Annotated in this window: 12 protein-coding genes; 5 read left to right on the forward strand and 7 right to left on the reverse strand. The window is 56.7% G+C overall.

Features of this window, described 5'->3' with window-relative positions:
• The first annotated feature begins 6 nt into the window (after nucleotides 1-6).
• Nucleotides 7-543, forward strand: coding sequence for a transporter substrate-binding domain-containing protein (locus EQV93_RS05210; protein WP_240891008.1), 537 nt, complete (start codon nucleotides 7-9; stop codon nucleotides 541-543).
• Here the strand turns inward: EQV93_RS05210 and EQV93_RS05215 are convergent.
• The 5 genes from EQV93_RS05215 to EQV93_RS05235 are packed head-to-tail and all read right to left on the reverse strand — an operon-like array spanning nucleotide 540 to nucleotide 5,162.
• On the reverse strand, nucleotides 540-1,175 hold the full coding sequence (locus EQV93_RS05215) for an ABC-type transport auxiliary lipoprotein family protein (protein ID WP_240891009.1): 636 nt from the start codon (nucleotides 1,173-1,175) through the stop codon (nucleotides 540-542). The two genes, EQV93_RS05210 and EQV93_RS05215, sit on opposite strands and share 4 nt — an antisense overlap.
• A complete protein-coding gene (locus EQV93_RS05220) occupies nucleotides 1,172-2,110 on the reverse strand; it encodes an MlaD family protein (RefSeq protein ID WP_122781947.1) in 939 nt (312 codons plus the stop codon). Before EQV93_RS05220 ends, EQV93_RS05215 begins: the two co-directional genes overlap by 4 nt.
• Before the next feature lies 1 nt (nucleotide 2,111).
• Nucleotides 2,112-2,918 (reverse strand): ABC transporter ATP-binding protein, encoded by an 807-nt coding sequence (locus EQV93_RS05225; RefSeq protein WP_272492548.1) that lies wholly within the window; start codon nucleotides 2,916-2,918, stop codon nucleotides 2,112-2,114.
• Entirely contained in the window at nucleotides 2,912-4,066 is a 1,155-nt protein-coding gene (locus tag EQV93_RS05230) for an ABC transporter permease (protein WP_240891010.1), read from the reverse strand. The genes EQV93_RS05225 and EQV93_RS05230 overlap by 7 nt, the downstream gene beginning before the upstream one ends.
• A 55-nt stretch (nucleotides 4,067-4,121) precedes the next feature.
• Nucleotides 4,122-5,162, reverse strand: coding sequence for a DUF5924 family protein (locus EQV93_RS05235; RefSeq protein WP_122781944.1), 1,041 nt, complete (start codon nucleotides 5,160-5,162; stop codon nucleotides 4,122-4,124).
• Between the two features lie 173 nt (nucleotides 5,163-5,335).
• Here EQV93_RS05235 and phoB point away from each other — a divergent pair, with 173 nt between their 5' ends.
• The 3 genes from phoB to EQV93_RS05250 all read left to right on the forward strand — a co-directional run bounded on the left by phoB (nucleotide 5,336) and on the right by EQV93_RS05250 (nucleotide 8,906).
• The gene (gene phoB, locus EQV93_RS05240; RefSeq protein WP_122781943.1) at nucleotides 5,336-6,028 is read left to right on the forward strand and encodes a phosphate regulon transcriptional regulator PhoB; all 693 of its coding nucleotides are present in this window, start codon (nucleotides 5,336-5,338) and stop codon (nucleotides 6,026-6,028) included.
• Nucleotides 6,029-6,113: 85 nt separating this feature from the next.
• On the forward strand, nucleotides 6,114-7,442 hold the full coding sequence (gene phoR, locus EQV93_RS05245) for a phosphate regulon sensor histidine kinase PhoR (RefSeq protein ID WP_199751016.1): 1,329 nt from the start codon (nucleotides 6,114-6,116) through the stop codon (nucleotides 7,440-7,442).
• Nucleotides 7,443-7,565: 123 nt separating this feature from the next.
• Complete coding sequence (locus EQV93_RS05250) at nucleotides 7,566-8,906, forward strand: hemolysin family protein (protein WP_122781942.1); 1,341 nt, start codon at nucleotides 7,566-7,568, stop codon at nucleotides 8,904-8,906.
• 63 nt (nucleotides 8,907-8,969) lie between these two features.
• On the opposite strand, the gene EQV93_RS05255 is transcribed toward EQV93_RS05250, so the two are convergent.
• The gene (locus tag EQV93_RS05255) at nucleotides 8,970-9,908 is read right to left on the reverse strand and encodes an alpha/beta hydrolase (RefSeq protein ID WP_240891012.1); all 939 of its coding nucleotides are present in this window, start codon (nucleotides 9,906-9,908) and stop codon (nucleotides 8,970-8,972) included.
• 89 nt (nucleotides 9,909-9,997) lie between these two features.
• Between EQV93_RS05255 and EQV93_RS05260 the strand changes: the two genes are divergently transcribed.
• Nucleotides 9,998-10,603, forward strand: coding sequence for a DUF6436 domain-containing protein (locus EQV93_RS05260; protein WP_240891014.1), 606 nt, complete (start codon nucleotides 9,998-10,000; stop codon nucleotides 10,601-10,603).
• Here EQV93_RS05260 and EQV93_RS05265 read toward each other — a convergent pair.
• Nucleotides 10,570-11,529 carry a 2OG-Fe(II) oxygenase family protein gene (locus EQV93_RS05265; protein WP_240891016.1) on the reverse strand — a complete coding sequence of 320 codons (960 nt, stop codon included), beginning with the start codon at nucleotides 11,527-11,529 and terminating at the stop codon, nucleotides 10,570-10,572. The two genes, EQV93_RS05260 and EQV93_RS05265, sit on opposite strands and share 34 nt — an antisense overlap.
• Nucleotides 11,530-11,794 lie beyond the last annotated feature (265 nt).

Genomic DNA, 11,794 nt, shown 5'->3' on the forward strand with positions numbered 1-11,794 from the left:
GTGACCATGCGTTTTCTGTCGGGACTTATGCTTTTATTGCCGCTGGCGAGCCCTTTTGCTCAAGCAGAGTTGATCGACGAGGTGAACGACCGTGGCGAACTGCGTGTTGCCTTGAGCGCCGACCTGGCCCCTTTCAGCTTCAAGCAAGAGGGCCGGTTAACGGGATTCGACGTGGAGCTGGGGGAATTATTGGCCAAAGAGCTGGAGGTTAAACCCTCGCTTCTGATCACGGACAACGATGACCTGCTGTCAGGTGTAGAAAGCGGCAAATACGACGTGGCCATTGTCCCTGCCGCTTTGCCCCCTGAACATGAGGCTCGCTTCGACTTCACCGAACCCTACAGCTACACCTACTTGCAGTCGCAAGTGAACCTGAGCATCCCGTTTCAGAAAGGTAATCCCGCCTTCCAGGCCAGCTTGAACAAGGCTCTGCAGCGCATCAAAGCTGACGGTCGTCTGGCCGCTTTGTCTCAAAGTGGCTGGGGCAGGATTCGACTCAGCCGTGAGAATCATCCGGCGGCAGGGCGTGGGTTTGCCCACTAAGGTTTTAGTGATTTTTGCCCTTGCCCCTGCTGTATGACCCACTGAACCACTTGTGCAGACATCACATCAGCGGCCTGACCGAAGCCGGCTACCACGCTCGGCACTTTTGGATCATTCAACGGCTGGCGAACATCAAATCGTTTGGAGCCGATCACGCGCTGGTCACTGGTGCGCACCAGCCGTGCGTTGTACTGGATCAGTACTTCAGGGTTGTTACCGTTGTAATGGGTCTGGAACGCCAACAGCTCACCGCCTAACTCATAGTCGGCCTGCAAGTTACTGTCATCAGTGCTCAGGCCTTTAATTCGGCCATCCTGCAAAAAGGCATCGAGCAGTCGGTTACGCACCAGCGCCGGTGCGGGGTCGCTCCAGCGTGCGCCCTTGTAATAGCTGACCAGATTGCTCTGCGGTACGACGGCGATGTTCTGGTTGTTCAGCGCCAGGCTGGCCATCGGCTTGTCGAGCCGCAGCGACCAGTTGACTGCACCGCTGCGGCTGGCCACGGGGGCTTGTGCGCTGGGCAGGATGTACTGGTCGACCAGTTGCGGCTTGGGCAAGATCGAACAAGCGCTGAGCAAGCCCAGGCCTACAGCCAAAAACACTGAACCAGCAAGGCGATTGGGACGGATCATGGCGTGAATTCCTTGGTCTGTTCGCGGTTCAGCAAGAAACCGCTTGGATTGGCTTCCAGTCGCCGCGAAATGGCGCGCAACGTACTCAGCGTTTCGCGCAGTTCATTGACCGCTGGGCCAAGCTGGTTAAGCCCTTGCATGCCATTGTTGAGCGAATCCTCGTTGTTGTTGATCAGCGTATTGATGGTCTGAGTGCTCTGCTCCAGCGATTTCATCGCCTGACCCGCGTCGCTGAACATCTGCTGGCCCTTGGTATTCAAAATGCCATTGGCGTTGCGCATCAGCGTGGTGGTTTGCTCCAGCGCTGCCGTGGCCTGCTTGCCAACAAGCGAAAGCTGTTTGAGCGTTTGGGCAATATCGCCACGCTGGCTCGAAATGGCCGACGTCGTCTGTTCAAGATTACTCAGCGTTTTACCAAAGCTGTCGACGTTTTCAGGCGAGAACAGTTTGTTGGCGTTGTGCAGCAACATATTGACGTTGGAAATCACGTCGGTGCCATCGGTGAGCAAGCGCGCAATGGGCGAGGGCGAGGCAACAATCACGGGCAACTTGCCGTCTTTGCCTTTGAGAGGTGGGCTGTTGGGGTCACCCCCGCTGAGCTGGATGATCGAGGTTCCCGTTACACCGGTCAGTGCCAGTTTGGCCTTGGTGTCGACCTTGACGGGCGTGTTGGCGGCCAGGCGAATCAATGCCAAAACCCGACGCGGGTCTTTGTCATCGAGGCGCAGTTCAATGACATCGCCTACCTTGATGCCGTTGTATTGCACCGAACTGCCTTTGGACAAGCCGCTGACAGCCTCGTTGAACACCACTTCGTAGTCCTTGAAGGTGTTGTCCATGCTCGATTTGGCCAACCACAGGCCAAACAGCATGCCGCCCACCACGACCAGAACGGTGAACAAGCCAATCAGTACATGATGGGCGCGGGTTTCCATGTTAATGCTCCTTGCGCTGGGTTGCCGCTTCGTACGCGGCGCGGCCACGGGGGCCATGGAAATACTCATGAATCCAAGGGTCGTCGAAGTTCTCGACCTCGCTGATCGGTGCTGCCACCAACACTTTTTTCTGTGACAACACCGCCACCCGGTCAGTGATGGTGTACAGCGTATCGAGGTCGTGAGTGACCAGAAACACGCTCAAACCCAGCGCATCGCGCAGGGTTAGAATCAGTTGATCAAATGCCGCTGCGCCAATCGGGTCCAGGCCGGCCGTAGGCTCATCGAGAAACAGGATGTCCGGATCCAGCGCCAGCGCTCGGGCCAGTGCCGCACGCTTGATCATCCCGCCAGACAGTTCGGACGGGTATTTATTGGCCGCCACCAGCGGCAACCCGGCCAACGCCAATTTGACCAGTGCCAGGTGTTCGGCGTCAGGGCGGCTCAAACCAGCGTGTTCGATCAAGGGCAGGGCGATGTTCTCGGTCACGGTCAGCGATGAAAACAACGCGCCCATCTGGAATAACACGCCGAAACGTCGCTCAAGCTTGGAGCGCTGTTCTTCGGGCAGGCTCATCAAGTCTTGCCCGAACACGCGCACTTGCCCTTCATTGGGCCGCCGCAGGCCGACAATACTGCGCAGCAATACCGATTTGCCGGTACCCGAGCCGCCGACTACGCCCAATATTTCCCCTTTATACACATCAAGGTCCAGATGCTCGTGCACGCTCTGGGTGCCAAAGCGATTGCACAGGTCTCGTACCTCGATGACCGCCTCGCCGGGCGTTCGCGTTGGACTTTTCACCAGCCCATCTCCATAAAGAACAGCGCCGCTACCGCGTCGAGCACAATCACGATAAAGATCGATTGCACCACGCTGGACGTCGTGTGTTCGCCCACCGACTCAGCGCTGCCGCTGACTTTAAAGCCTTCAAGGCACCCCACTGCCGCGATCAGAAAGGCGAAAAACGGTGCCTTGACCATGCCGACCAGAAAGTTTTTGACGCTGATGTCGGAGTGCAGCATTGAAATAAACATGTCGGGCGAGATGCCCAGCGAGACCACGCAGACCACGGCGCCGCCGATGATGCCGGCCATCATTGCCAGAAAGGTCAGCAAGGGCAGGACAATCAACAGGGCCAGCACCCTTGGCAAAACCAGCAGGTCCATTGGGTCAAGGCCCAGGGTGCGGATGGCATCAATTTCTTCATTGGCTTTCATCGAGCCGATTTGTGCCGTAAAGGCGCTGGCTGTGCGGCCTGCCAGCAGGATGGCGGTGAGCAATACGCCAAATTCGCGCAAGAAGGAAAACGCCACCAGGTCGACGGTAAAAATGCCGGCACCAAAGTTGGCCAGCACCGTAGCCCCCAGAAAGGCCACCACGGCGCCCACCATGAAGGTCAGCAACATGACGATGGGCGCAGCATTGAGGCCAATTTGTTCGATATGCGCAACCACGGGGGTAATGCGCCACTGCGTGGGCCGAAGCAGATTGCGCGCCAGGGTTTGCAGGATCAGACCGATAAAGCCCAGCAGTTGCAGCGTGTCCTGCCAAAGCTTGTAGACGGCGCTGCCAATTCGGCACAACAACTGAGTAATGACATTCTGCTGAACCGTTTTGACCGGCACGCAAAAGTCGCGCATGGACGAGTAAACCGTTTGCAGCAGGGCCCGATCGGCAGCGGGAAGTGTCTGTGCGGTCTCGGTCAATTGACTGACGCGCTCAGCACCCAGCAACTCAACCAGCAATGAAGCCCCGGCGGTGTCGATGTTCGAGACTTCGTCCAGATCAATCGACGTCTGGGCGTCGTATTGGCCAGCGAGTTGCTCGGTTTGCTGTTTGAGGTTGGTGTAATGAGCAAGCGTCCAGTCGCCGCTGAGTCGCAGCCGCGCCGGATTGCTTGAGGTGTCTAGTTGGGCAGTGCCCGCCGTGGCTGTAATGGTCGTCAGCTCCATGCTCAATACGCTTAAACGCAGACTCTATGTAATAGCACAGTCTCGAAAAAGTGCCTCAGTTTGCCTGAGTATCAGGCGCTGGCGATTGATCTGGGTTAACCCTGAAGCGCAAGACCCCAATCATCTGCCCGTCTTCTGTCAGTACCCTCACTTGCCAGCGACCCACCGGGTTGGGCGGGAAGTTCTGCTTGTGGGTCCAGGCGCGATAGCCTTCTTTGCGCCCGCCATGGATGTCCAGCGCAATGCGGTCTACTTCCTGACCATTGAGCTGCCATACGTGGTAAATCCGCTCATTCAGGCCCCGAGGGGCGTTGATTGATGTGTAGGCGTACAACCCGCGACTGCGTAGCTCACTCACGCTGATCTGCTTGATGCTGTCACCCGGTGTGCGGTCTTGCAGTTGCGTGGTTACGGCCACTTCGGTCATCCACAGCGTGGCGGGCGGCACCCAGGAGCGTAGCAGCCAGCCGGTGCTGCCCAGCGCCAATACGATCAAAGGCAGTACCAACCAGCCGCGCCAGGTTTTAAGGGGCAAGCTGACGGCCAAGCTTGGGATTGAAAGCAGTACGGCGGCCCCCAGTGCCAACTTGTAGCTCTCTGAAGTGGTCAGGTTGAGGATGATGGGCAGGGCTGTCAGCAGCGCCGCAAACAGGGCCAGCGTATGCAACGCCAAAAACAGCCAGCGCCGGGGGGCCAGCCATCGGTAATACAGAGGGTCGGTAATGGTGACCAGTGCGCTGGCACCGAGCAGTCCGGTAAACACCAACTGGCCGCTGTTCCAGGTCGTGGTGATGAAGAAAAACGGCAAGACGAAAAACAGACTCTCCTGATGGATCATCTGTGTGGCATAGCGCAGCAGGGGGGGCGGGATTTCGCGCTTGAACACCCGAGTGAACAACTGCGTAAAGGTATTTTCCAGCATGAGCCAAACCCAGCTCACCAACAGGATGACCGCGATCCAGCGGGCCATGCCTTGCTGACGGTCTACCAGAATAAAACTGCCCACGCCCGAGAAAAAGCCGAACACCGCGATCAGCCCTGGATAGCGCTTCATCAATTCAAGGACGCGCTGTACGTAATGGTTCCAGTTAGGCATGGGGCGGTTCACATTCTGCGTGGGAAAAATCCCCTACAGAATAGCGTTTTAGGCAATGCCGAGTGTGGGAGTTTGGTGTCGCTAGTCCTGTAACCGGCAAACCTGTCACACAACTGCAATAATTGCGTTATCTAATGCGCCACAAGACAGTTAAATGACAAGAGGATTAAGGCATGGCTGGCAGGAGCATTTTGATCGTTGATGACGAGGCACCCATCCGCGAGATGATCGCGGTGGCACTGGAAATGGCAGGCTATGACTGCCTTGAAGCCGACAATGCTCAAGACGCCCACGCCATCATCGTTGATCGCAAACCCGATCTGATCCTGCTCGACTGGATGCTCCCCGGTGGTACATCGGGCATCGAACTGGCCCGCCGCCTCAAGCGTGAAGAGCTGACCAACGATATTCCGATCATCATGCTGACGGCCAAAGGCGAAGAGGACAATAAAATCCAGGGCCTGGAAGTGGGGGCTGATGACTACATCACCAAACCCTTCTCACCCCGTGAACTCGTCGCCCGCCTCAAGGCTGTGCTGCGCCGTGCCGGCCCGGCCGATACCGAATCACCTATCGAAATCGGTGGTTTGCTGCTCGACCCCATCAGCCACCGAGTGACCATTGACGGCACTCCGGCCGAAATGGGCCCCACCGAATACCGCTTGTTGCAGTTTTTTATGACCCATCAGGAACGCGCCTATACCCGCGGTCAATTACTTGATCAGGTCTGGGGCGGCAACGTGTACGTGGAAGAGCGTACGGTAGACGTGCACATCCGCCGCCTGCGCAAGGCGCTCGGCGAGGCGTATGAAAATCTGGTACAAACCGTGCGCGGCACCGGTTACCGGTTTTCCACCAAAGCCTGACATAAGCTGCCAGCCGCCTTTCGCCAGTGCCCAGCCTGATGCGGTTGCGCTGTAGGCTAGCAACGAGTAGCTCATAACAGGACGTATGATCTTGAATCAAAAATGGCATAGCACGCTGATTCGTCATTTAGTGCTTCTGATCGGCGGTTGCCTGTTGATCGGGCTTGTCAGCGGCTATTACGGATTGAGCCTGGCTGTGGGCCTGGCACTTTATCTGGGCTGGACCCTCAAGCAGTTACTGCGCTTGCACCACTGGTTGCGCCAGCACAAACCTGATGAACCACCTCCAGACGGCTACGGCTTGTGGGGGGAAGTGTTTGACAGCATCTACCACCTGCAACGTCGCGACCAACGTGCACGGGGGCGTCTGCAGGCGGTCATCGATCGGGTACAAGAGTCCACGGCTGCGCTCAAGGACGCTGTGGTGATGCTCGACAGCGATGGCAACCTTGAATGGTGGAACCGTGCCGCTGAAACCTTGCTGGGGCTCAAGACCCCTCAGGACAGCGGTCAGCCCGTCAGCAACCTGGTGCGTCACCCTCGCTTCAAGGAATATTTTGAGGCGGGTAACTACGTTGAGCCGCTGGATATTCCCTCGCCGGTCAACGACCACCTGCACATCCAGCTCTACATCACGCGCTACGGCAATAATGAACACCTGATGCTGGTGCGTGATGTCACCCGCCTGCACCAGCTTGAACAAATGCGTAAAGACTTTATCGCCAATGTCTCCCATGAGTTGCGCACACCGCTGACGGTGATTTGCGGCTACCTCGAAACCTTGCTCGATAACGTTGATGATGTGAACCCGCGCTGGAAACGCCCGCTGTCGCAAATGCAGCAACAGGGCGAACGTATGCAAACCTTGCTCAACGACCTGCTGTTACTGGCCAAGCTTGAGGCCACGGACTACCCGTCCGATAACCAGCCGGTGGCCATCGACGCCTTGTTGCAGTCGATCAAGGGCGATGCCAAAGCCTTGTCCGGGCAGCGCAACCAGACCATCACGCTGGACGTTGAAAGTCATGCCGCCCTCAAGGGCAGTGAAACCGAGCTGCGCAGTGCGTTCTCCAACCTGATCTTCAACGCGGTCAAATACACCCCGGACGGTGGCAGCATTCAGATCCGCTGGTGGGCCGATGCATCGGGCGCGCACCTCAGTGTTCAGGACTCCGGTGTCGGCATCGACAACAAGCACCTGCCGCGTCTTACTGAGCGTTTCTACCGCGTGGACTCCAGTCGCAATGCCAGCACGGGTGGCACCGGATTGGGCCTGGCCATCGTCAAACATGTCTTGCTGCGCCACCGCGCGCGTCTGGAAATCAGCAGCGTGCTGGGGCATGGCAGCACCTTTACCTGCCATTTCGCTGCCTCGCAGGTGACCAGACCTGCGCTTTCGACAGCCAATGACTAAGCACCTGCGGCTTTTGCCCACTAGGCAAGGGCCGCATCAGCCGCTACATTGCGTTACATCTGTCTGATTAACAGACCTGAACCCCTTCTTTTCTCGAAATAACGGAACCCGTAAAACTCCATCATGGACCCTTCCCCTGGTTTGACCCTCGCCTCACTCTTCGCCGATTTCGGCATGATTCTTTTTGCTCTGATCCTGGTTCTGCTCAACGGATTTTTCGTTGCCGCTGAATTCTCCATGGTCAAATTGCGCGCCACACGGGTCGAGTCCATTGCCGACGTTAACGGCTGGAGCGGCCGGATCCTGCGCATTGTTCACAATCAGCTCGACGCCTATCTGTCAGCCTGCCAGCTGGGTATTACGCTGGCATCGCTGGGCCTGGGTTGGGTTGGTGAGCCGGCGTTCGCCCATATTCTGGAGCCGCTGCTGGGCGCTATCGGTGTCGAATCGCCCGAAGTGATTAAAGGCGTGTCGTTCTTTGCCGCCTTCTTTGTCATTTCGTACCTGCATATCGTGGTGGGCGAGCTGGCGCCAAAATCCTGGGCCATCCGCAAACCTGAGACGTTGTCGCTGTGGACCGCCGTGCCGCTGTACCTCTTCTACTGGGCGATGTACCCGGCCATTTATTTGCTCAACGCCAGTGCCAATGCCATTTTGCGGATTGCAGGGCAGGGCGAGCCGGGTGCCCATCATGACCACGCTTACAGCCGTGAAGAACTTAAGCTGATTCTGCACTCCAGCCGTGGTCAGGACCCCAGCGACCAAGGCATGCGCGTACTGGCCTCGGCGGTCGAGATGGGTGAGCTGGAAGTGGTCGACTGGGCCAACTCCCGTGAAGACCTGGTGACCCTGGACTCCAAAGCACCGCTGAAAGAAATTCTGGCGATGTTTCGTCGTCACAAATTCAGCCGTTACCCGGTCTACGATGCTGAAACCAACACGTTCCTCGGGTTGCTGCACATCAAAGACCTGTTGCTGGAACTGGCCGACCTCGATCACTTGCCCGAGACCTTCAATCTTGAAGAGCTGACCCGCCCTCTGGAGCGCGTGTCGCGTCATATGCCGCTGTCGCAGTTGCTCGAACGCTTCCGCAAGGGCGGCGCGCACTTCGCTCTGGTTGAAGAAGCCGATGGCAAAGTGGTCGGTTACCTGACGATGGAAGACGTGCTGGAAGTATTGGTCGGCGATATTCAAGACGAACATCGCAAGGCTGAGCGCGGTATTCTTTCGTACCAGCCGGGCAAACTGCTGGTGCGCGGTGACACGCCGTTGTTCAAGATCGAGCGCTTGCTGGGCGTTGACTTGGATCACGTAGAGGCCGAAACCATTGCGGGGCTCATCTACGACACCTTGAAGCGGGTGCCGGAGGAAGAAGAAACCCTTGAAGTGGAAGGCTTGCGCATCATCATCAAGAAGATGAAAGGGCCGAAAATCGTCTTGGCCAAAGTCCTCAAAAAGGACTGAGCAGACTCTGCTGAGTACCTATGAAACACGGTACTCAGCAGGGTTCTACACCCTCGGCTCAGCTCAAAAAAAACGGTCCAGAAACGCAAAGTATTCCTCGCGTATCTCAGCCGTCTCATTCGCCAGATGATGCCGCGCGTTCGGCAACACCAGCACCTGCGGCTGCTTGAACTTGGCGTTCAACACTTCAAGGTTGTGTTGCCAATCGACGGTTTTGTCGGCCGAGCCCTGAATGACTATGGGCTGCCGGGTGCAAGGCGGTGCGTTTTCGATACGGGGTATCCAGCGTGCGAGCGCCCCTACCCATGCGGTTGGCAGCCTTAATGGCTGCAAGGGATCGGCTTGAAGAAAAGGCAAGAAGTCGGGGTCATTGGAATTCTCGCTGAAGCGCCGGGCGATTCCTTTGACGAAAGGCCTAAGCAGGTAATAACTGAATTTCGACCAGTTCCAGTCCTTGGGCCTGACCAATGGCGACAGCAATACCACCTGCCCCTGAGCCGGGCTTGAATCGCCATAGCGCAGGACATGGTCCAGCACAATGGCGCCCCCCGTACTCTGGCCACATAGATGCCAGGGCTTAGGTAAATCCAGTGTTTGTGCTTCGATAAACAAACCCTGTAACACCGCCTGATACTGCGCGAAATCATCAATCCTGGCGCGCTCGCCACTCGACAACCCATGCCCTGGCAAGTCACAGGCAATCACCGCGAAACCGTGGTTCAACCCCCACTCGATGACATGCCGGTACAAGCCCATGTGGTCGTAAAACCCGTGGATCACAAAGAGCGTTGCTACCGCACGTTCGGGCCACCAGACTTGGCTGACCAAATCGTAACCTGCCGCACTGAAGCGTCCCAATTGCCGGCGCACAGGTGCAGGTCGTTGGGCAAAATCCAGCCCGTAAAAATGCTGGTACGCCAAACCATCGCTCGAAAGTGGCTGACCTGCGCTCAAGGGTTGCAAGCTGGCGCGCAAGCCATCGGGAGAAAAGGGTGAGGACATAGCAATTTCCAAACAGGCTTTATAGACCGACGATATTCATCTGTCGGCTCAAGCATGGCAAGCTACGCGTCCTTCGAGGACCCGATGGCATGCCTGTGTTCACGTTAAAAAACCTTCTGGCCTGTCTGCTGACGCTGTTATGCGCTGTGGGGTTATGGTGGGCCTACGACTGGTTTCAAGGCCGTTACATTCGCACGTTCAGTGATCAAGCAGTGCTGTTCGCCGGGGACACGCTGCGTTTACCTGCCGAATTGTCAGGGCCGGGCGCCATTCGCGTCGTGCACTTCTGGGACCCAGGTTGCCCGTGCAATGTGGGCAACTACCAGCACTTGAGTGAGCTGGTCGCCCACTACGCGCCACAAGGTGTCGAGTTTTATGCCGTTCAAAGACCCGGCACACACGGCCAACTGCCCATCAGCCTGGGTGCCCTCAAACCTTTGGCCAATGTCCACGGCGCAGAACATTTGAGCGCCAGTCCGGCCATCGCGATCTGGGACCGCAGCGGTAAATTGGCTTACATCGGGCCTTACAGTGAAGGGGCTACCTGCAACGCGAGCAACAGCTTTGTCGAACCTGTTTTGCAAGCCCTGAGCCAAGGCCGCCCGGCAAACGCCACGCATACTCTGGCGGTAGGCTGTTATTGCCCTTGGGCGGGTGCCAATCAGGCTGTTTCATCTCGAGAACAGCCCGAATAAAGAATGTGCGAGCAATATTCGCGGCTGTGAGCCTGTAACAGTGCCGGTTTACCGAGTGCCCGTTGCAGGCCTTGTTCAGGACAATACGTAAAGCAGCCTTGATCACGCTCTATAAAGTTGCTCGAGCTGAAATGACCAAAGCTGGTTCGATCCTCGGTTTGTTTCGAGACCCGATGCAAAATAGCCGATACCGGCGACGGGCAGCGGGCCGTCAGGATTTCCATTGATAAGCCAAAGTTAATCACGAACAGATCTTGTGTGGCGTCAACACGTTCCCAGCGACCACACCGATTCACTTCAAGTCCCTGGCGGGTGGTTCGTAAAATCGTCAGAAAGCCATCATCTTTGTGCGAACTCAAACCCACGGCGTCCAGCTGTGCGCGGTAATGATTGAACGTCAGATGATAGGCGCCTTCTGCGTGAGAACAGCTGCCGCTCCCCCTTAGCCAGACTGAAGGCGGGATGCCCGCAAACTCCAGCGCGGCACAGACTATTTGTTGGGATAAAGCGGTCATTTGTTCGCCGATAAGCGCAATCTCGACGGGGTAGTGACTGCCCCAGAACCTGCGTTCGAGCAAGAATTGCTCTATCTGATCGACCCAGCGATGGAACCCCAGCAAGGCGTCGTCAAATGAGGTAGAGGTTAATGCCTTGAACCCCCCGTACAGGCTGGCGTCCCCTCGATAGAACTCATTGGCGAATTGATCGGCTGCGCCCACATCCAGATCATCGGGAATGTGTAGCAGGAATACACCGTTGGAAAAGGCTTGGTGTCGGTCTTCCTGACTGGAGAAACGCAACCTGCCTGCATCCATGCGAGCACACACCAAGTCAGCAGTTGAACCTGCCGGCTGTGGCACTCCATGGGGTTGGCAAACTTCGCTATAGGGTCGACTTGCGGCGGGAGGGGTCAGGGAACGCAACATCCTTACTCCTTGTCAGCACAGTAACTAAAGATGATAGGCAAAACGGGATGGCGCCAAGAAACATCAGTGCTGAAGTAACTTGTAATAACGTATTACATTTATAGTCCACACTAACTGACATCTACAATGTTTTATTGGGTAGGAAGTTGGCTTTAATATTGTGTGAATTAGCCTACAAATAACCCTGTTTGTTAAGTTTCACGGCACATTAACGTTGTGCAACCCCCTTAAAGTCTCGTTATGAAGTAGGTCGGTTGCAGCCGTC

The organism is Pseudomonas sp. TMW22091, assembly GCF_022496705.1.
GTDB lineage: Bacteria > Pseudomonadota > Gammaproteobacteria > Pseudomonadales > Pseudomonadaceae > Aquipseudomonas > Aquipseudomonas saxonica.

Excerpts from the sequence above, each read along its gene's own strand:
- EQV93_RS05210 (WP_240891008.1), top strand. The coding sequence starts at position 7 with ATGCGTTTTCTGTCGGGACTTATGCTTTTATTGCCGCTGGCGAGCCCT.
- EQV93_RS05215 (WP_240891009.1), bottom strand. The coding sequence starts at position 1,175 with ATGATCCGTCCCAATCGCCTTGCTGGTTCAGTGTTTTTGGCTGTAGGC.
- EQV93_RS05220 (WP_122781947.1), bottom strand. The coding sequence starts at position 2,110 with ATGGAAACCCGCGCCCATCATGTACTGATTGGCTTGTTCACCGTTCTG.
- EQV93_RS05230 (WP_240891010.1), bottom strand. The coding sequence starts at position 4,066 with ATGGAGCTGACGACCATTACAGCCACGGCGGGCACTGCCCAACTAGAC.
- EQV93_RS05235 (WP_122781944.1), bottom strand. The coding sequence starts at position 5,162 with ATGCCTAACTGGAACCATTACGTACAGCGCGTCCTTGAATTGATGAAG.
- phoB (WP_122781943.1), top strand. The coding sequence starts at position 5,336 with ATGGCTGGCAGGAGCATTTTGATCGTTGATGACGAGGCACCCATCCGC.
- phoR (WP_199751016.1), top strand. The coding sequence starts at position 6,114 with ATGATCTTGAATCAAAAATGGCATAGCACGCTGATTCGTCATTTAGTG.
- EQV93_RS05250 (WP_122781942.1), top strand. The coding sequence starts at position 7,566 with ATGGACCCTTCCCCTGGTTTGACCCTCGCCTCACTCTTCGCCGATTTC.
- EQV93_RS05255 (WP_240891012.1), bottom strand. The coding sequence starts at position 9,908 with ATGTCCTCACCCTTTTCTCCCGATGGCTTGCGCGCCAGCTTGCAACCC.
- EQV93_RS05260 (WP_240891014.1), top strand. The coding sequence starts at position 9,998 with ATGCCTGTGTTCACGTTAAAAAACCTTCTGGCCTGTCTGCTGACGCTG.
- EQV93_RS05265 (WP_240891016.1), bottom strand. The coding sequence starts at position 11,529 with ATGTTGCGTTCCCTGACCCCTCCCGCCGCAAGTCGACCCTATAGCGAA.